The organism is Roseinatronobacter monicus (genome assembly GCF_006716865.1).
Lineage (GTDB): Bacteria > Pseudomonadota > Alphaproteobacteria > Rhodobacterales > Rhodobacteraceae > Roseinatronobacter > Roseinatronobacter monicus.
In genome coordinates, this window is record NZ_VFPT01000001.1 from 651,007 (window position 1) to 670,132 (window position 19,126).

Annotated in this window: 20 protein-coding genes; 8 read left to right on the forward strand and 12 right to left on the reverse strand. The window is 57.5% G+C overall.

The genetic code is table 11. From position 1 onward, the window contains the following. Nucleotides 1-9 precede the first annotated feature (9 nt). Nucleotides 10-1,032 carry a LacI family DNA-binding transcriptional regulator gene (locus BD293_RS02850; protein ID WP_142079771.1) on the reverse strand — a complete coding sequence of 341 codons (1,023 nt, stop codon included), beginning with the start codon at nucleotides 1,030-1,032 and terminating at the stop codon, nucleotides 10-12. 504 nt (nucleotides 1,033-1,536) lie between these two features. On the opposite strand from BD293_RS02850, the gene BD293_RS02855 reads away from it, so the two are divergent. Next, nucleotides 1,537-3,000: an ATP-binding protein gene (locus BD293_RS02855; RefSeq protein WP_170207043.1), complete on the forward strand. Its 1,464-nt coding sequence runs from the start codon at nucleotides 1,537-1,539 to the stop codon at nucleotides 2,998-3,000. 142 nt (nucleotides 3,001-3,142) lie between these two features. Here BD293_RS02855 and BD293_RS02860 read toward each other — a convergent pair whose 3' ends face one another. Further along, on the reverse strand, nucleotides 3,143-5,419 hold the full coding sequence (locus tag BD293_RS02860; RefSeq protein ID WP_170207044.1) for a mechanosensitive ion channel domain-containing protein: 2,277 nt from the start codon (nucleotides 5,417-5,419) through the stop codon (nucleotides 3,143-3,145). A gap of 195 nt (nucleotides 5,420-5,614) precedes the next feature. Further along, a complete protein-coding gene (locus BD293_RS02865; RefSeq protein ID WP_142079774.1) occupies nucleotides 5,615-6,031 on the reverse strand; it encodes a PaaI family thioesterase in 417 nt (138 codons plus the stop codon). 264 nt (nucleotides 6,032-6,295) lie between these two features. On the opposite strand from BD293_RS02865, the gene BD293_RS02870 reads away from it, so the two are divergent. Both BD293_RS02870 and BD293_RS02875 read left to right on the forward strand, forming a co-directional pair. Continuing rightward, nucleotides 6,296-7,369: an AbrB family transcriptional regulator gene (locus BD293_RS02870; RefSeq protein ID WP_142079775.1), complete on the forward strand. Its 1,074-nt coding sequence runs from the start codon at nucleotides 6,296-6,298 to the stop codon at nucleotides 7,367-7,369. A gap of 235 nt (nucleotides 7,370-7,604) precedes the next feature. Beyond that, nucleotides 7,605-8,075 (forward strand): CoA-binding protein, encoded by a 471-nt coding sequence (locus tag BD293_RS02875; RefSeq protein ID WP_425467941.1) that lies wholly within the window; start codon nucleotides 7,605-7,607, stop codon nucleotides 8,073-8,075. Here the strand turns inward: BD293_RS02875 and BD293_RS02880 are convergent. The 3 genes from BD293_RS02880 to hisF all read right to left on the reverse strand — a co-directional run bounded on the left by BD293_RS02880 (nucleotide 8,070) and on the right by hisF (nucleotide 10,118). Next, nucleotides 8,070-8,978 carry an SMR family transporter gene (locus BD293_RS02880; protein WP_142079777.1) on the reverse strand — a complete coding sequence of 303 codons (909 nt, stop codon included), beginning with the start codon at nucleotides 8,976-8,978 and terminating at the stop codon, nucleotides 8,070-8,072. The two genes, BD293_RS02875 and BD293_RS02880, sit on opposite strands and share 6 nt — an antisense overlap. Before the next feature lie 67 nt (nucleotides 8,979-9,045). Further along, complete coding sequence (locus BD293_RS02885; protein WP_142079778.1) at nucleotides 9,046-9,360, reverse strand: phosphoribosyl-ATP diphosphatase; 315 nt, start codon at nucleotides 9,358-9,360, stop codon at nucleotides 9,046-9,048. Next, a complete protein-coding gene (gene hisF, locus BD293_RS02890; RefSeq protein ID WP_142079779.1) occupies nucleotides 9,357-10,118 on the reverse strand; it encodes an imidazole glycerol phosphate synthase subunit HisF in 762 nt (253 codons plus the stop codon). The genes BD293_RS02885 and hisF overlap by 4 nt, the downstream gene beginning before the upstream one ends. A gap of 112 nt (nucleotides 10,119-10,230) precedes the next feature. Between hisF and BD293_RS02895 the strand changes: the two genes are divergently transcribed. Both BD293_RS02895 and BD293_RS02900 read left to right on the forward strand, forming a co-directional pair. Beyond that, nucleotides 10,231-10,548: a TraR/DksA family transcriptional regulator gene (locus tag BD293_RS02895; RefSeq protein WP_142079780.1), complete on the forward strand. Its 318-nt coding sequence runs from the start codon at nucleotides 10,231-10,233 to the stop codon at nucleotides 10,546-10,548. A gap of 36 nt (nucleotides 10,549-10,584) precedes the next feature. After that, a complete protein-coding gene (locus BD293_RS02900) occupies nucleotides 10,585-12,195 on the forward strand; it encodes a peptide chain release factor 3 (protein WP_142079781.1) in 1,611 nt (536 codons plus the stop codon). 9 nt (nucleotides 12,196-12,204) lie between these two features. Here BD293_RS02900 and BD293_RS02905 read toward each other — a convergent pair whose 3' ends face one another. From BD293_RS02905 to BD293_RS02920, 4 genes are all read right to left on the reverse strand, one after another. Further along, nucleotides 12,205-13,131: a bifunctional riboflavin kinase/FAD synthetase gene (locus BD293_RS02905; RefSeq protein ID WP_142079782.1), complete on the reverse strand. Its 927-nt coding sequence runs from the start codon at nucleotides 13,129-13,131 to the stop codon at nucleotides 12,205-12,207. A 28-nt stretch (nucleotides 13,132-13,159) separates the two neighbouring features. Beyond that, nucleotides 13,160-13,603: a MaoC family dehydratase gene (locus BD293_RS02910; RefSeq protein ID WP_142079783.1), complete on the reverse strand. Its 444-nt coding sequence runs from the start codon at nucleotides 13,601-13,603 to the stop codon at nucleotides 13,160-13,162. A 259-nt stretch (nucleotides 13,604-13,862) separates the two neighbouring features. Then, nucleotides 13,863-14,744, reverse strand: a complete 882-nt coding sequence (locus tag BD293_RS02915; RefSeq protein ID WP_142079784.1) for a TIGR01459 family HAD-type hydrolase — start codon at nucleotides 14,742-14,744, stop codon at nucleotides 13,863-13,865. Continuing rightward, nucleotides 14,741-15,658 (reverse strand): manganese-dependent inorganic pyrophosphatase, encoded by a 918-nt coding sequence (locus tag BD293_RS02920; RefSeq protein ID WP_142079785.1) that lies wholly within the window; start codon nucleotides 15,656-15,658, stop codon nucleotides 14,741-14,743. The genes BD293_RS02915 and BD293_RS02920 overlap by 4 nt, the downstream gene beginning before the upstream one ends. A gap of 240 nt (nucleotides 15,659-15,898) precedes the next feature. Here BD293_RS02920 and BD293_RS02925 point away from each other — a divergent pair, with 240 nt between their 5' ends. Continuing rightward, complete coding sequence (locus BD293_RS02925) at nucleotides 15,899-16,186, forward strand: co-chaperone GroES (RefSeq protein WP_142079786.1); 288 nt, start codon at nucleotides 15,899-15,901, stop codon at nucleotides 16,184-16,186. A 46-nt stretch (nucleotides 16,187-16,232) separates the two neighbouring features. Beyond that, the gene (gene groL, locus BD293_RS02930) at nucleotides 16,233-17,885 is read left to right on the forward strand and encodes a chaperonin GroEL (protein ID WP_142079787.1); all 1,653 of its coding nucleotides are present in this window, start codon (nucleotides 16,233-16,235) and stop codon (nucleotides 17,883-17,885) included. Nucleotides 17,886-18,022: 137 nt separating this feature from the next. On the opposite strand, the gene BD293_RS02935 is transcribed toward groL, so the two are convergent. Both BD293_RS02935 and BD293_RS02940 read right to left on the reverse strand, forming a co-directional pair. Continuing rightward, nucleotides 18,023-18,247 carry a DUF1150 family protein gene (locus BD293_RS02935; protein WP_142079788.1) on the reverse strand — a complete coding sequence of 75 codons (225 nt, stop codon included), beginning with the start codon at nucleotides 18,245-18,247 and terminating at the stop codon, nucleotides 18,023-18,025. A 14-nt stretch (nucleotides 18,248-18,261) separates the two neighbouring features. Further along, nucleotides 18,262-18,678: an Hsp20 family protein gene (locus BD293_RS02940; protein WP_142079789.1), complete on the reverse strand. Its 417-nt coding sequence runs from the start codon at nucleotides 18,676-18,678 to the stop codon at nucleotides 18,262-18,264. 190 nt (nucleotides 18,679-18,868) lie between these two features. On the opposite strand from BD293_RS02940, the gene BD293_RS02945 reads away from it, so the two are divergent. Next, entirely contained in the window at nucleotides 18,869-19,087 is a 219-nt protein-coding gene (locus BD293_RS02945; RefSeq protein WP_142079790.1) for a YdcH family protein, read from the forward strand. Nucleotides 19,088-19,126 lie beyond the last annotated feature (39 nt).

Genomic DNA, 19,126 nt, shown 5'->3' on the forward strand with positions numbered 1-19,126 from the left:
CGCGTGAAATTATGCAGAGGAACGCATCACCAGCCGTCCATCGAAAAGGGTCTCCAGCCGTTCATCTGCCGGTGCTTGTCCGTCGATCATGCGAAAAAGTGTTTCTGTGGCACGGTTTGAGACGGCCTCGTAATCCTGCGCGACTGTTGTCAATGGCGGGCAGGTGAAGCGCGAAAACGGGTGGTCGTCGATGCCGGCAACACGGATCGTGCACCCTTCGGCATAGCCCACGCGCAAGCCCCGCTCGTAACAGGCCGACAAAAACCCGATCGCAAGCCGGTCATTGCTGCACAAAACTGTGCGGGTGCTGAGTTGATTCGTATCCAGCACACGCAACCCGCCTTCATGGGCAATGCGCTCGAATTCCCAACCCGACCCTTCGACCCGCAGCACTTGCGGCGCATGGCCCAGCCGCTCCATGATCTGCACATAGGCATTCCGGCGCTTATTGGCATTGGGGTTGACGGGTGCCATTTCGAAAAAACACGGCGGCTCGCCTGTGCGGCACAGGTATTCAACGATCTGTTCGACAAAATGCACGTTGTCAGAGCCGATAAAAGCCTCGCCGATCCCTTCAATATTGCTGTCGAACAGAACAGTGGGCACCTCCTTGCAAAAGCGCTCAATCGCTGCGCGGTCCGAACGACGCCCCAATGGGGCAAGCAGCACCCCCGCTGGCTTCAGCGCAGGCAGACTTTCAAGAATGTCATTTTCCAATTGCTGGTCGCCATGCGCGCTAAACAACATGGGCCAGTATCCGGACGCCAGACAGCGCCGTTCTATATTGCGCGCGATCTCTGCAAAGAAGGGGTCAGCCAGATAGGGCACCACGACCCCAATGTTGCGCGTCTGCTTGCGGTTTTGGTTGATCGCAAAGATATTGGGCCGATACTCATGTTTCTGAAGGGCTTGCTCAATCCGCTCTCGTGTCTTGGCGCGCACGCTGGAAGGGTCATTAAAGTATTTCGAGACAGTGGGGCGCGAAATGCCGGAGAGTTTCGCGAATTCCTCCATGTTTCTGATCTTGGTCATCTGAGTTTTCACCTACACGCATATTGTTGCACCAGCATAGTGAAAGCTGCCCGAGAGGAAAGTATAATTTACGCGCGATAAAAATCTATCCTTGGCCGGTAAGATTGATGAGCGTATTTGTGCCTCAAGCGGTTTCAGCAAATCCCGTTGGGTGACCACTGGCCGCCAGTGCTTGGCAAGGGCGCAGCACAACCGGAACGGTCCATGGTGAGTTGGTCCAGCGCGCCACTCTGGCTGTGTGGCTGGATTTCGTGGGGGCGGTTGGGCGTTGTGGATCGGTTATGTCTGAACCATGTCTTTTTGGGGCGTCTGGGCGCTTAACGATTTCTTGTGGTCAATCTTGATATAGTAAGGATGCTTTTGACGGGTGATCTGGGGCGCAGCCGGCAACGCGCTTTGCAAACATAAAAAAATAGTGTTTTCTGTATGCTGATTGGTTTGAAAAAATGGCCATTTTGAAAACGGGACTCAATGACACGGGCTGCCAAAAGATTTTGCAAGCGCATGTTCGCGTTTTTTGAGGCCCTGCTTGAACAAGCCGAGCAAAGCAACCCATGGCGGCTGGTTCCCGGTTTGATTGTCGGAATCGTCGTTGCAAGTGTACTTTTGATGGCAGTGTTCTGGCAGCTTTTTTCGATCGCGCATCCATGGGGCGCTCAACCTGAAGCAGTTTGGCTTGCCATGATGTCGGCCGCGCTTGTCGCCTTGGTCGTGGCCACACCTGCGGTCGTGTTTGGCTATGCCCTCATCGGGCGGACTTTGCGGGTCAAGGCTGAGTTGCGTCGGGCATTGATGGCCGCAGATGTGGCCAATCGCGCAAAAACTGAATTTCTTGCCAATATGAGCCATGAAATCCGCACCCCCCTGAACGGCGTGCTTGGCATGGCGCAAGTGTTGGAAGCATCTGACCTGACAGCTGAGCAACGCGAAGCTTTGCGCACGATTGGCGAGTCGGGTGAGTTGCTTCTTGGGATCATTGCCGATGTGCTGGATCTGTCCAAGATCGAGATTGGCCAGATATCGCTGGACCCGACCCCCCAACCCGTTGCGAAGCTGCTGGGCGACACCGTGCATCTGTTTGAGGCGCGCGCCGCCGAGAACAGGACCGAACTGGTTTTCTTGGTTGGACAGTGCGTTCCTGAACAGGCCATTTTCGATTCCGTCCGGGTGCGTCAATGTCTGGCCAATCTGGTGTCGAACGCTGTCAAGTTCACCTTGGATGGCCGCGTTTCTGTCTGGCTTTCGGCCAAGGCAGAAGGGACGGACTGGAAGATATCGCTCAGTGTTCAGGACACTGGCGTCGGCATCAGTCCAGAGGCTCAGGACCGCCTTTTCAAACCCTTCGAGCAAGCGGAAACGGCGACGGCACGCACCTTTGGTGGCACTGGTCTGGGCTTGGCCATTGCGCGCAGGCTGGCGCGCACGATGGGGGGCGATATTACCCTTGAGTCCGCGCTTGGCAGCGGGTCTACCTTTGTGTTCACCTTCCTTGCGGGCAGTGTCACGCCCGAAACACGCGCCTCAGTGGTCCACAAACAATATGACGGACCAGAGCGGCAGCTTGAAGGCTGCACCATCCTTGTGGTCGATGACAGCCGCGTTAACCGCCATGTGGTACTTGGGCTGCTCAAGCCCTATGGGCCGCACTGCATCGAGGCCGAAAATGGTCGTGCGGCGCTTGACGTTCTGTCCAGCACAGAGGTCGATATTATACTGCTGGACATGCAGATGCCGGTCATGAATGGGCCAGATACACTCGAAGCGTTGCGCGCGCTGGACGGGCCGGTGGCACATACCCCTGTGATTGCCCTGACAGCGGATGTAATGAATGGTCGAAAGATGGATTACCTGAAAAAAGGGTATCAGGGGTTTCTATCCAAACCCCTTGGCAGGGCAGAGCTGCTGGCCGAAGTTTGTGCGGTGGCGGGGTGGCAGGCCACAACGGATGATCAGACGCACAAGACCTGAGTTTTCCAAGCAAAAAGGTGTCGGCCTGTCTGCCGACACGTTCTAATTTGTGACAACACGTTTCGCGTCAGTCCAGATCACACGCCCACACCTTAAGGAACCGCTCAGGCCGTGAGCGCCTGAGCGGCCGCGAGAGTATCACTTACGATTTCGCCCGCTCGGCATCGTCTAACTCGGCGGCGTCCACGCGCGGTGTTGCGGGATGCTCTGTTTCGGGCACCTCTGGTGTTTCGCTCTCGTCCGGTAGGCGCGCGACGCGGCGCAGGTTCAGAGGTGGTGCCGTGCCGTCCTTCTCCTGCCCCATATAGAGCGTCATATGCGGGAACGGGATCTCGACCCCGGCCTCATCCAGAACCTGCTTGATAACCTCGTTATAGGCGCGCCCGACACCCCATTGCAGGCCCGGCAAGGTCTTGATCCGGCCACGCACCACAACGGCAGAATCGGCCAACTCTGCCACGCCGTGTATCTCGAACTCGCCGACAATGTTTTCGCCGTGGTCACTGTCATTCAGAATATCAAAAGCCTTTTGCATCAGTTCCTTCACCTGCGTGATATTCTCGCGGTAGGCGACCGTGACATTGGCGACATGAAAGCCATACTCCTTCATGAAATTCGACACCATATCGACTGAACTGAATGGGATCAGGTGGTAGGTGCCGTTTACATCCCGCAGCCCGACTGAGCGGATTGTCAGCTTCTCGACCACGCCTGTGGTGCCGCCGGCGGTGACGACATCCCCTTCATTCATGGCATTTTCAAACTGGATAAAGGCCCCGGTGATGATGTCCTGCACCAGTTTTTGCGCACCAAAACCAATCGCCAGACCCAATACACCTGCACCCGCCAGCAAGGGTGCGATGTTCAGCCCCAATTGTGACAGCGCCAGCATTGTTGCGATGATGACAAGTGCGATGGTGAACGCATTTCGAAACAGCGCCAGCAGGGTGCGTTCGCGGGCGGTTGGCACACTGCCGACCACAGGGTTCAACCGGTATTCGATGAACGAGGATACCGCCAGCCAGATTCCCAGCGCAATCAGCACAACCAGCGCCCCCGAAACAAGCCGCCCGGACACATCGCGCCCCACTTCGGTCGACAGCCAGCCGAAAAAGTCCATCACCTGCCATGATTGTGCAATGGCGATAACTACCCCCAAAGCGACCAGAATGCGCATAACTTTCAGGATTGAGGGGACAAAGGCGTTAAGCCGGTCTTCAAGCAGCGGCAAGCTGGTGCGCATGTCTTCGGGCAGGCGCATACCGCCGGTGATCGCGCGGCTGATCAACGCCATAACCACAACGCCGACGACCACAGCAATCACGGAATTCAGCGTCGCCATCAGCATGAATTGCAGCGCATCGGCAGGACGCGCTGTCCAGACAAGGAAAAGCGTAATCAGATAGGCGGTCGCCAGCCAATGCCAGAACTTGGCAAGCATGGCTTCAACCCGTCCGATTATGTCCTCGGGGTCACGCTCATTGCGGGCACGTAATGCGCTGGCAATCTGCGCGCGGTTTTGCTGCACGATCAAAATTGCGATCAACAGGGCGGTAAGCACGATCAGCACCGTCACACTGCGTCCGACAGCAAAGGACACTGCCGCATTGATGATCGGCACAATCAGAAGGATGCCATACCCCAAAAGGCTGACAAGGCGCGACGACCAGAAATACCAATAAGCCGCGGTTTCATCGCCCATTGGCGCAAAGCGCAGTTTCGAGAAATTTGGCGCAAAGACACTGCGCAGGGCCACCTTTGTCAGCTCGATCAGTAAAAAGGCGTTGAGAAACAGGCTTTGGCGGAAATCCATCACACCCGGCTCGCCCAGATAGAGTGCAAAGACATAGCCGCCTGACCATGCCAGAATGATAATCAGAGCATCCACCACGCTTGATCCGAAGATCAGCGCCAGTTTGGTAAACCAACTGCCTTCGGCAGTGCGCGCCGACATCACGGCGAAAATACGCATCCCCATCAAACGCAGCGCAAAGAACAACCCTAATGTGACGGCCCCGACCAACAGCAACGAGCCGACAGTGGCGGTCACTTCGGCCCAATCGACGCGGCTTCCATCCGTAAAGGCCGAGAAAACAACTTCGACCGAGGCGATGATGCCGAAGATTTGGGCGGTCGCGCCTTCGGCTGCAATGCGCGTATATTCGGCAGCCTGCCGCGCCAGCGAGGACTGTTGCGAAGGGGGTTGTTCTGCCGCAGGCGCGGCTGAGGGCGCAACGTCGCCTGCCTCCAACTGTCTGATAAGCGCTTCTCGTGCGGCATCGTCGCGCAGAATGTCGATCAACAGCGCAGCAGCGTCGCTTGTCGCAGGCGCATCAGATGCGTCCGGCGTGAAAGTCGATTGTGCTGTCGCGGGCAATGTCAGCATCAGCCAGAACAAGAATATGCGCAGTATCGTCAAGTTGTTGTCCTCCAGTAAGCCTTTTTCCGGTGTAAAGGCTTGCTGCACGACACGCAAACCGGTGCGGCACATATTTGTGCTATCCGCCCGATCAATGTAGATTTTCACTGGAAAAGTGCTACTGAAACCGCCTATCCCGCCCGATTTCCGGTGCATTCGGCAGTTTGCGTGGGTGGGCCGCCGCGCGGCAAAGGCTTAGTCTTCTGCGTTCAGGATCATCTGGGTCTGCGTCACGATTGCGGCCAGTTTTCCATCGCTACGGATCAGGCGTGTTTGCCAGACTTGGGTTTTCCGACCCCGATGCAGGGGTGTCGTTTCTGTGGTTATCGTCTCGCCTATGGGGACGGCGCGCAAGAAATTTGTCTTGCTTTCAATGGTCGTCGTCCCCTGACCCTCGGCCATGTTCATGAAGGTTGCCGATCCGCCCAGATTGTCCGCAAGCCCCATGATCGCACCACCATGAAGCACGCCATTGCGATTGCTCAGGGCTTCGGTCACGTCCAGCTCTGCTCGCAGGCAATCAGGATGGGCCTGTATGATCCTTAGTCCAAAAATCTGCCCAAATGGCGGAAGGCGACGCGCGATTTCATCATATCGGCTTTGGTCAGACATCGGCATATTTCCACATTTTCTGAAGCGACCGGGCAACGCTATAACCCTGTAGCACTGCACTGTAAGCAGATGCGAACCCGCGCGAAAGTCGCAAACCGCACGATGGGGGCATAGTCGGACTGTAAAGTCGGTGCGGTTGGTTATATAGGTTTGGAAACCCGTTGCTCAGCCAGCAAAATTTGGGTGGTGTCATGCGCGATAGTGCAGCAGTGCGATCAGTTGCCCAAACGACACCCTGAGCAAAACAACAGAAGGTAACTTGTCATGCCCAAAGCGGCGTTCAAGGATGGGGTTGGACACCTTGCGCATATCGCCGCGATTATGTCGGGTGCGGTGGCGTTTGGGTTTCTGGCCATGTGGCTGAACTTTCCCTTGCCGTGGATGCTGGGTGCGCTGGTATTCTCGGGCACTGTGCGTCTGCTGAATTTTCCCGTGCGTGTTCCGGTGCAGACGCGGCAACTTGGACAGATACTTGTTGCCAGCTCGGTCGGGTTGTCGTTCACGCCCGAAGCATTGCAATTGATGGGCGCGCTGGCCATTCCGATGGTGCTGGCCGCGATTTTGACAATCTTCCTCAGCTTCGGGGTGGCGGGGGTGCTGATGCGCCTGACCCATGTCGGGCCAAGTACTGCAATTCTTGCGACCCTGCCGATGGGGCCAGTTGAAAGCGCGCTTCTTGCCAAAAAGCACGGCACGGCCCCCGGTCCGGTAGTCTTCGCGCAGACCATGCGCATTGTCCTGCTTGTCATTTTGATACCGCCGTTGATTGTGCTGCTGGATGGCAGTGTCGGTGATCCGGTTGGTGTGTTGCGCGCGGCGGAATGGACAGTGCAGGGCGCGGGCTTGCTGTTTGCCTTCGGGTTGGCGGGCGCGCTGATCTTGCGGGCGCTCAAGATGTCCAATCCGTTTTTTCTGGGTGCATTGGGTGGGGCTGCATTGGCTGCGGTCTTCGGCTTGCCGGTTTCAACCTATCCATATCTGGTTCTTGCTGGGGCGCAGATATTTCTGGGGATATGGCTTGGCGCGGTGATTGACCGGGATCTGTTCCGCAATGCGCGCGGCTTCTTGCCCGGCTCTGTGCTGACCTCGATCCTGATGATTATCCTATGCGCCATTATGGGCATGGGGCTGACATGGATGACAGGCCAGCCGTGGCAGGTCATGGTGCTGTCAACGGCGCCGGGCAGTGTCACGGAAATGGCGCTGACCGCGAAAATACTTCAGGAAGGGCTTGCCGTGGTCACAGCGTTTCACATCGTGCGCATCTTTATCATCCTGCCGTTTTCGGGTTTGATCGTCGGGCAGGCTCTGCGTGTGATGGGGCAGCGGCAGGGGTGACGTCCCACACAGCAAATTTGGGGCAGGTCAACCCGGATTTTTAGCTTCTATCTCTCACAGTTGCGCGACTGGGTCTGGAAATTTTGCGGTGCAGCCCAACATATTCACTATGACGCAGGACCGGAACATCCGCGTCTTCTTTGTTACTGTCCCTCGTTCCGCACCTGCGCCCGGTCATATGACCGGGCGTTTTTTCATCTTGCAACTGTTCATAGGACAGGCTTTCACTATGCACATGAATCAAACCGACGACGCAACATTGCGAAAGATTTTGCAGCGCACCAAAACCATCGCGGTTGTGGGTGTGTCGCCCAACCCTGTGCGGCCGAGCTATTTTGTGGCGCGCTACATGAAGCTGAAAGGCTTTCGGGTAATTCCGGTCAATCCCGGCCATGCGGGCGCAGATTTGCTGGGCGAAACCGTCCGCGCGACACTGGCGGATTGCCCGCCCGAGGTCGATATGGTCGATATTTTCCGCCGCCCCGAGCATGTTCCCCCAATTATAGATGAGGCTTTGGCGCAACTGCCCAATCTGCGCACAATCTGGATGCAGATCGGCGTCCAGCATCCAGAGGCGGCAGCCAAAGCGCAAACGCGCGGGCTGGATGTGGTACAAAACCTGTGCCCGAAAATGGAATATCAGCGCCTGTTCGGTGAATTGCGGATGGGTGGCATCAACACAGGCATTATCTCCTCGCGCTTATGATGCGCGGCCCAGCTCCATAATGACGGCCCCCAAGGCAATCAGGCACATCAGCGCCAGTTTGCGTGGCCCCACGCGTTCCTTCAGGATGAACCAGCCGATAAAGGCCGCAAACACGGTCGAGGTTTCGCGCAGCACTGCCGCTTCGCCCACTTTGCCGATCAGCGTGGCAATCATCACCGCGCCAAAGCTGACATAAGCAATCAGCGCACCGGCCAGACCGCGCAGCAACAAGGGCATCGGGCGCGGCGGGTGCGCCATCTTGCGATAGCGCAACGCGCCCAGAATCATGAAATCCACTGAGGACAGGAAGAAAAACCACGCCAAAAAGCCCAGCGGATCACCCGATAGACGAATCGCCCACGCGTCATACGTGGTGTAGACGGCCACCATCACCCCGCCCGCCAAGGCCCAGATCAGCCCCGTCTTCAGCGCGCGCATGTCGATCTGTTCTTCCGACAGATTGCGCAGCGCCAGCAGCAAGATGCCGCCCGACAGGCACGCCACACCCAGCCATTGCAACGCCGTATACTGCTCGCCAAAGAACAGCATGGCGGCGATGACTGTAATCAGCGGGCCAGTGCCGCGCACCACGGGGTAGACAACAGTAAAGGCCGCCTTCTCATACGCCAGCGCCATTGCCAGTTTGTAGATGAAATGAATGACCACCACGCCCACCAGAACCGGCCACATATGCGGGGCAGGGGGGCCAAAAACGAACAGCGCGATGGGTGCAGACAGCACCACAAGCGCAAGGTCGATAGAGCCGCGCGACAGCCACGGATCATGCCCGCCTTTCTGGAGTGCGCCAAAGACCGCATGTGCCAATGCCGCAGTCAGCGCCAGAAAAGTTGCAAGGCGCGCGCCCTCTGGCGTGCCGACGAGTGAGAGCAGCCAGTCATTCATAGTGCAAACCTGCTAAAGTTTTTAACATGTGCAGCGTATATCCCGGCGCGGGGCAGGGCAAGGCCGCTTAGGGCTTGCGCGCGGCCTTCTCGGTCAGGCCAGAGGTGCCTTCGCGGCGCGCAAGCTCGGCCTCGATCTCGGCCAAAGTCACGCCGCGCGCGGCGCACATGACCAGCAGATGATACAGCACATCCGCCGCCTCGGAGGTCAGGCGCGCCTTGTCGCCTTTCACGGCCTCGATCACGGCCTCGATGGCCTCTTCGCCAAATTTCTCGGCGCATTTCTCGGGGCCCTTGGCCAGCAGTTTCGCGGTCCAGCTTGCGTCGGGGTCCGTGCCCTGCCGCGCGGCAATCGTTGCCGCCAGCCGTTCCAGCGCGCTCATGCCAGCCTCACGGGAATGCCTGCCGCGGCCATATGGGCTTTGGCCTCGCCAATCGTGTATTCGCCAAAATGAAAAATCGACGCGGCCAGCACAGCGGATGCCCCGGCGACTGTCACCCCTTCGACCAGATGATCCAGCGTCCCAACGCCGCCCGAGGCGATGACCGGAATGCTCACCGCATCCACAATCGCGCACGTCAGCGGCAGGTTGAAGCCCGCACGCGTGCCGTCACGGTCCATCGAGGTCAGCAGAATTTCGCCCGCGCCCTTGGCGGCCACAATGCGGGCAAATTCCACGGCATCAATGCCCGTCGGTTTGCGCCCGCCATGGGTGAAGATTTCCCATTTGCCGGGGCTGACGGTCTTGGCGTCGATCGCTACGACAATGCACTGGCTGCCAAACCTGTCCGCCGCGCGGGCGACAACCTCGGGGTCGGCCACGGCGGCAGAGTTGAAGCTGACCTTGTCCGCCCCCGCTAGAAGCAGCGCGCGCACATCCTCGACCGTGCGTACACCGCCGCCCACTGTCAGCGGCATAAAGCAGTTTTCTGCCGTGCGGGTGACCAGATCAAACATGGTGCCACGGTTTTCGTGCGTGGCGTGAATATCCAGAAAACACAATTCATCCGCGCCCGCCGCGTCATAGGCTTTGGCCGCCTCTACCGGGTCGCCGGCATCGCGCAGATCAACAAAATTCACGCCCTTGACCACACGGCCATCGGCGACATCAAGGCAGGGGATGATACGCGTTTTCAACATGCCCCTCTCATAGCCTGCGGCAGCGGTCCCGAAAAGGGGCATTTGATACGGATCAAGGACAGGCCTGCAAAACGGGCGCAATGTGGCTGCAACACATAAAGGGAAATCTCACATGACAGATATCGCCGCACGCCGCACGCAGATCAAGGAACGCAAACTGGAGTTGTTGGCGCGCATTACCCATGTCGATCAGGAACTTGCCGCGCATGGCAGCCCCGATTGGGAAGATAACGCGATTGAGCACGAGGAAGACGAAACCCTTGAGGCATTGGGCAACGCCGCGCAAAAGGAAATCCTGATGCTGGACGCGGCGTTGACGCGTATTGATGCGGGCGAATACGGGTTCTGTGTGACCTGCGGCACCGCAATCAGCGAGGAGCGGCTGAACCTTTTGCCTGCAACGCCGTTCTGTCGGAATTGCGCGCAATAACTTGCGCGGGTCCGTGTCTGGCCCTATACGCGCGGCATGTTGGATCACGCACAAAACCGCCCCGAATTGCCGCCTGAAATCGCGCGGCGTCGCACCTTTGCCATCATCTCGCATCCGGATGCGGGCAAAACGACGCTGACCGAAAAATTCCTGCTGTTCGGGGGTGCTATTCAAATGGCCGGACAGGTCCGCGCCAAGGGCGAGGCGCGGCGCACGCGCTCGGATTTCATGCAGATGGAAAAGGACCGGGGCATTTCTGTCTCGGCCTCGGCCATGTCGTTCGATTTCGGAAAATACCGGTTCAATCTGGTCGACACGCCGGGCCACTCGGATTTCTCGGAAGATACGTACCGCACGCTGACAGCAGTGGATGCCGCCGTGATGGTCATCGACGGGGCTAAGGGTGTCGAGAGTCAGACCCGTAAACTGTTCGAGGTTTGCCGGTTGCGCGATCTGCCGATCTTGACCTTTTGCAACAAAATGGACCGTGAAAGCCGCGAAACTTTCGATATTATTGACGAAATTCAACAAAACCTTGCCATCGACGTGTCACCCGCAAGCTGGCCCATCGGGCGCGGGGCCGACTTCCTTGGGTGCTATGATCTGCTGCGCAACCGGCTGGAATTGATGGACCGCGCCGACCGCAACAAGGTCGGTGAAACCATTGTGCTGGAGGGGTTGGACGACCCCGCGATGGAAGCGCATATCCCCCCCGACCTGTTGGGGCAACTGCGCGAAGAGATCGAGATGGCGCGCGAATTGCTGCCCGCACTGGACCCGAAATCTGTACGCGAAGGGCATTTATCCCCGATCTGGTTCGGCTCGGCGATCAATTCCTTTGGGGTTAAGGAGTTGATGGATGGCATCGCCGCCTATGCACCGGAACCCCAGATTCAAAAGTCCGAAAGCCGCCAGATCGCCCCTGAAGAGGACAAAGTGACAGGGTTTGTGTTCAAGGTTCAGGCCAATATGGACCCCAAACACCGCGACCGTGTCGCCTTTGTGCGGCTGGCATCGGGGCATTTTGAACGCGGGATGAAACTGCTGCATGTGCGCTCAAAGAAACAGATGAGTGTGGCAAGCCCTGTGTTGTTTCTGGCCGCAGACCGCGAATTGGCCGAAGAGGCATGGGCCGGTGATATTATCGGCATCCCGAACCACGGGCAGTTGCGCATTGGCGATGCTCTCAGCGAGGGCGAGGCGCTGCGCTTTACCGGCATCCCGTCTTTTGCGCCGGAATTGCTGCAAGCCTGCCGCGCGGGCGACCCGATGAAGGCCAAGCATCTGGACAAGGCCCTGACCCAATTCGCTGAAGAGGGGGCTGCCAAAGTGTTCAAGCCGGTTTTCGGGTCGGGTTTCATCGTGGGTGTGGTTGGGCAGTTGCAATACGAGGTTCTGGCCAGCCGGATCGAGTTGGAATACGGCCTGCCCGTCCGGTTTGAGCCGACACAATTCACTTCGGCGCGCTGGGTTGCAGGCGACAAGCTGGCGGTCGAGAAGTTCACCGCTGCCAACAAACAGCATATGGCAACCGACACGGATGGTGACCCAGTCTACATGACGCGCCTGCAATGGGATATTGACCGGGTGGAACGGGATTATCCAGATATTCGCCTGACCTCGATCAAGGAAATGCACGGCACCTGATGTGGGGTGTTACAGCGCGCCCAGAATGGCGCGCGCCTGCGCACTGTCGGCGTCCATTTGTGTAATCAGCCCGTCAAGGCTGTCAAAGCGGACTTCGCCGCGCAGATGTGCAATGAGCGCTACCGACAGATGGCTGCCATACAGATCACCCTTGAAGTCGAACAGATGGCTTTCAAGGTTCGGCAGATTCTCTCCGAACATCGGCCGCACCCCGATAGAGGCGACGCCATGATATTGGCCTTGATGGGCACCATCCAGCACATCGACCAGCACTGCATACACCCCAAAACGGGGCGGGTGCAGGCCGGTGATCGACATATTCGCTGTGGGATAGCCAAGCTCGCGCCCGCGCTTTTCACCATGCAGCACTTCGCCATCAATCCGGTGCCAATGCCCCAGCATATCGGCGGCATCGCGCGTGCGCCCTTCGGTTATGGCCTGCCGGATCGCGGTTGAGGAGAACACCTGATCGCCCTCGGCCAGCAGTGGCGCAATCGTCACCTCGAAGCCCAGTTCACGCCCAAGGCGTTCCAGATCGCTGGCCTTGCCCTGCCGCCCCTTGCCAAAACAGAAATCCGCACCGACCACGACATGACGCACGCCCAGCCCCTGCGCCAGAACATCACGCGCAAATTCTTCGGCGGAGAGGGATGAGAGCGCCTGCCCGAATGGCAATTCGTACAACCGCTGCACGCCAAGGCGCGCCAGTCGGTTGGCGCGTGTTTCGGAACTCATCAGGCGGAAAGGGGGGGCGTCAGGGGCGAAGAATTCGCGCGGGTGCGGCTCGAAGCAGATGATCCCCAAGGGGGCGTCCGGGCGGCGCGCCAGATCAATGACGCGTTGATGGCCACGATGCACGCCGTCAAAATTACCCATCGCAACCGACGCGCCCTTATCTGCGGGCTTTGGGTCGCGCCAGTGATGGAATGTCTGCATCTGCCCCCTGCGGGGCAATTCCCCGCCCTCAGTCGAATTTGCGGCTTGGTGCCAGAACTGTGGCTTCGCCTTTCAGAACTGTCATATCCCCCACTGAGCAGCGACATTCAAGGGTGACGCGCCGTTTCGCATAGTCAATGGTCAACACTTTGACTTCGGCCAACACCACATCGCCGGGGCGTACAGGGGCCATGAATTTCAGGGTCTGTCCCATATAGATCGTGCCATGCCCCGGAAGCTGTTCACCGATCACAGCCGAAATCAGGCCAGCTGTCAGCATTCCATGTGCAATGCGCCCTTCAAAAATGGTGTCCTGTGCATAATCATCATCCAGATGCACGGGATTGCGGTCGGTCGAGACTTCGGCAAATAACTCGATATCGCGGTTGGTGATTTCCTTGCGCAGATAGCGCAACATGCCGATTTCCAGATCCTCGATGCAAATTGTGCCACGGGGAAGATTGTCATTCATGCCGGTGTCCAACATTGCTGAAGTCCTTTTTCGCCGAATCCTGATGGTTACTGCGCTGCAGCAATAGCGGATCATCGCGAGTCGCGCAACAGCGTTGAGTAATAATCATACCAAAGTGGCAAAAATGAGGTAATTATGTTGCGCGGCTTGGCGTCGCATGTGGGTGAGAATATGGGCAATCAAAACCGAGGCGTGACGCATCATTCCCCTTGCGCGGGGGCAGGGGGAGTGATGCAGGTTCAAGTCGCCTTGGGTGTTGTCAGCGCAGGCGCCCGATAGAGAATGTCGGCTGGATGGCTTGCTGTGCGATCCATTTGTACAGCAAGGCAGGATCAGGGCTTTCGACGTCTGTGCCAAATTCGGCAGCGGCAAGACCGCCTGTTATGAAAAGCGTATCAACGCCTTCACCCATGCCGCCTTTGACATCCGTTGCGATGCCGTCGCCAATAGCGATTGTACGCTCTTCCGAGAATTTCAGGCCGGTCGCTGTGGCGACACGACGCGCAAGATCGTAGATCGGCGGATGTGGTTTGCCAAAATAGAAGCTTTCGCCGCCCATCTGGTCATAGAGTTGCGCCAAGGCCCCCGCGCAATAGACCCGTGTGTCACCGTAATCAACGATGATATCTGGATTGGCGCAGAGCAATTTCAATTCGCGCGCTTTCGCAGACAGAAAGCGCCCGCGATAATCTTCGGGGGCTTCTGTCGTCTCGTCAAAAAGGCCGGTGCAGACAATGCCTTCCGCCTCATCGAACGGCACCCGTTCAATCGGGGGCTGGTCCTTGGCCCAGTCGGGCAGGCTGGTGAAAAAGCCGTCATCTTTCTCCGGACCCAGATGCCACACGCGCCGACCAACAGCCCCCATCAGCATGCCCGCCTGCGCAGCATCGCCCGATGTGGCAATCCCGTCATAGGCGTCGCGCGCCAGCCCCATGCCATCAAGCTGCGCCTGAACGCCGATTGTGGGCCGGGGCGAGTTGGTGACAAGCACCACGCAGCCGCCTGCTTTGCGAAAGCCCTGCAAGGCCGCTTCGGCTGCCCGATAAATGGCCTGCCCATTGTGCACACAGCCCCATAGATCAACCAGAGCCAGATTGTAGTTGGCAGAGATTTCAGCGAAATTTGAAAGGATACGTGTCACTGTGTCAGCACCGGAATGATCTGTTTCTTACGGCTCATGACCCCCGGCAATACAACTGTATCGCCACTGATTGTCACGTTGAAGGATTTTTCGGCCACCGATTTGACCACCTCATTGGGGATCAGCAATGTGGCTTCTTCCTTGAGAATGTCGATGATGAACAGCATCACCTCATCTGCGCCATCTTCTGCGGCGACATCGGGCATTGCGGCCATCAGCGCGGCCTTGCGCGACAGGATCTGATCGGGCGAAGTGGTTTCCAGAACCGAGATGCGGAAATTCTTGTCACCGACATTGAATTTCTTGGCGTCCATCTTCAGCAATTCGGCGTCAGAAAAGGCCGAAACGTCAGATTTCGCGGCAAACATCTGCGCCGCCAACTCGCTGATCTCGACGCCCAGTTCCTCTGCCAGTGCATGTGCGACAGCGCGGTCTGTCTGGGTCGTGGTGGGGGACCGGAATTCCAGCGTGTCGGACAAGATGCATGACAGCATCATGCCCTTGATCCCGCGCGGAGCCTGCGCCATGTGCTTGCCAATCATGTCATACATGATGGTCGCCGTGCAGGCGAGCGGGCGCATCGTAATGTCGATCGGGCCTTTCGTTTCCAGCCCGCCTACAAGTTTATGGTGGTCGATGATCGCCTGAATATCGGCATCATTGATGCCCTTTGGCAACTCGTCGGGATTGTTGGTGTCGACGATCACGACCGGGGTGCCCGGCGCCAAGTCTTGCAAAATCGCTGGTTGCTCGAAACCCCAATGTGACAGCGCAAACTTCGCTTCGGTATTCGGTTGGCCCAGAAGCACTGCCTCGGCTGGGGTGTTGCGGATCTGGGTCAGATACCACGCCCAGATCAGGGGGGAGCCGGTCGAATCCACATCTGGAGAGAAATGGCCGAAAACTTTGATCATCGCTGCAATTCCGTGTGTTGTGAGAGGTGCCAAGGGTGCACGGTTCGCGCCGCTTATACCCCTGCGCGTTGGGCTTGTCACGCGGTGCACCGTCTTGAAATTACAACCACCGAGGCCGCCTATTTTTTCCAGACATTGATGTTGACAGGGCAGAGATGCGCGCCTATCTCTGCGTCGTTAGCACTCGGCCAGTGCGAGTGATAACAGAATTTTAACCTGGAACCAAAGGAGCGTTCTCAGATGGCATTTAAACCGTTGCATGACCGTGTTCTCGTCCGTCGTGTCGAAGGCGACGAAAAAACCAAAGGCGGTCTGATCATTCCCGAAAGCGCCAAGGAAAAGCCGGCAGAAGGCGAAATCATCGCCACTGGTGATGGTGCGCGCAAGGATTCGGGCGAGTTGATCGACATGGCTGTAAAAGCCGGTGATCGCGTTCTGTTCGGCAAGTGGTCGGGCACCGAAGTGACGATCGATGGCGAAGAGCTGCTGATCATGAAAGAAAGCGACATCCTGGGCGTTATGGCCTGATTTCGCTGAATTCCACTGAAAACATAGACAACCAGGAGGCACCCAAATGGCTGCTAAGGACGTCAAATTTAATACCAATGCCCGCGACCGCATGCTGCGCGGTGTGAACACTCTCGCTGATGCGGTGAAGGTCACGCTTGGCCCCAAAGGTCGCAATGTCGTGATCGACAAATCTTTCGGTGCACCGCGCATCACGAAAGACGGTGTGACTGTTGCCAAGGAAATCGAACTGGAAGACAAGTTCGAAAACATGGGCGCGCAGATGGTCAAAGAAGTGGCCTCGCGCACCAATGACGAAGCGGGCGACGGCACCACAACTGCGACCGTTCTGGCACAAGCAATCGTGCGCGAAGGTCTGAAATCGGTTGCCGCTGGCATGAATCCGATGGACCTCAAGCGCGGTATCGATCTGGCAACCACCAAAGTTGTTGACGCGATCAAAGCTGCTGCACGTCCGGTAAATGACACTGCCGAAGTTGCGCAGGTCGGCACCATCTCCGCCAATGGCGAAGCTGAAATTGGCCGCCAGATTGCGGACGCGATGCAGAAAGTTGGCAATGAGGGCGTGATCACTGTCGAAGAAAACAAGGGTCTGGAAACAGAAACCGATGTTGTCGAAGGCATGCAGTTCGACCGCGGCTACCTGTCCCCCTATTTCGTCACCAACCCCGACAAGATGATCGCAGATCTGGATGATGCAATCATCCTGATTCACGAGAAGAAACTCTCGTCGCTGCAGCCGATGGTTCCGCTTCTGGAGCAGGTGATCCAGTCGCAAAAACCGCTTCTGATCATCGCTGAAGATGTTGAAGGCGAAGCGCTGGCAACTCTGGTTGTGAACAAGCTGCGCGGCGGCCTGAAAATTGCTGCTGTAAAAGCACCCGGCTTTGGCGACCGTCGCAAGGCCATGTTGCAGGATATCGCAGTTCTGACCGGTGGTCAGGTGATCAGCGAAGATCTGGGCATGAAGCTGGAAAGCGTGACCATGGACATGCTTGGCAGCGCCAAGAAAGTCACGATCACCAAAGACAACACAACTATTGTCGATGGCGCAGGCGAGAAAGCCGAGATCGAGGCACGTGTTTCGCAGATCCGTCAGCAGATCGAAGAAACAACATCTGACTACGACAAAGAGAAGCTGCAAGAGCGTCTGGCCAAGCTGGCTGGCGGCGTTGCGGTCATCCGCGTCGGCGGTATGTCGGAAGTCGAAGTCAAAGAGCGCAAAGACCGCGTTGATGATGCTCTGAACGCAACCCGCGCAGCCGTGCAAGAAGGCATTGTTGTCGGTGGTGGCGTGGCGCTGATTCAGGCGGGCAAATCGCTCGGTGGGCTGACTGGCGAAAACAGCGACCAGACTGTCGGTATCTCGATCGTACGCAAGGCACTCGAAGCGCCACTGCGTCAGATCGCTGAAAACGCTGGTGTGGACGGGTCCGTTGTTGCGGGCAAAATCCGCGAAAGCGACGACAAGACATTCGGCTTCAACGCGCAGACCGAAGAATATGGCGACATGTTCAAATTCGGCGTGATCGACCCCGCGAAAGTTGTGCGCACTGCACTTCAGGACGCAGCTTCGGTTGCTGGCCTGTTGATCACAACAGAAGCCATGATCGCCGACAAGCCAGAGCCGAAAGGCCAAGGCGGTGGCGGCGGCATGCCTGATATGGGTGGCATGGGCGGCATGGGCGGCATGATGTAAGCTGCGGCCTCGCAAGATTGACGATTAAGGGCCGGGAATTTCCCGGCCCTTTTTCATACTTTGCGCTGTTGCCCACGAAAAAAAGCGCCCATAGGGGCGCTTTTTTCATTAGTTTCCGCAGTGTTTGTTCCGCGGGGTCAATGCACGCTAACCGGCTCCATGTCGTTTTGGCGCGCCATGACAAATGCCATTGTCCGGTCTGTCACCAGCGCCAGACGCTCGCCTTCTTCATGGTGGATCGCATATAAATCCGTCACACCGGGAAGCTGGTCGCGGATATCTTCGGGCAACTCACTTGCCTTGATAGGGCGGACATACGCAATCGGGCGGCCCGAAGTGTTGATGGGGAATTCGCTGTTCATTTGCTTACCTCGCTTCAGCCTCGGGTTATGGGAACGGTCTGCACTGTATCTTCAGGCTCTTTGCGGATCAGGTCGATATGCAAGAGCCCGTCTGCAAGCCATGCTTGGGCAACATCAACACCATCGGCCAAAGCGAATGCACGCTGAAACTGGCGGGCTGCGATACCGCGATGCAGGAACACACGCGTGTCCTTGTCTGTGTCATGCTGCTGTCCATGCACCAGCAATTGGCGTTTCTCGACTGTTATGGACAGGTCTTCCTCACGGAACCCGGCCAAAGCCAGAGTGATGCGAAATTTGTTCTGCTCGGTCACTTCGATATTGAAGGGCGGGTATCCGTCTGTGCCCGCGCGTGCCGTGCGTTCAACCAGCCGCTCCAGCCTGTCGAACCCCAGCAGTAGCGGGTGCGACGGGAAATTCAGTTTTGTCATCAGCGATAGCCCTCTCAGATAAGCGACAATGCTGCGGGCCCCATATGCGGCGACCCTATTGGTAAAGATATGGGGTCAAATTTACGACTCGCAAGGGGCAAGGTGCCGCGCCCTGCGGGATCAAAGGCTTTTGCCGCGGGGTTTTTCCGGCTATCGTCGCGGCAGAAGTAACAAGAACAGAATCGCGCCCATGAATTCTCCGCAGGAACTGAACCATGAAGATGTGTTGCGCGTCAAACTTGAAGTGCTGCGTCAGAAGCACCGCGACCTTGATGAGGCGATCAATGCGCTTCAGGAAAAAGGGCCAAGCGCGCAATTGACGATTCAGCGTCTGAAGAAAGACAAGCTACAGCTGAAAGACCAGATCGCGCGGATCGAAGATGAACTGACCCCCGATATCATTGCCTGACGCAATTGCGCCTGTGCCCACCATCGCTATAAGTGCGAA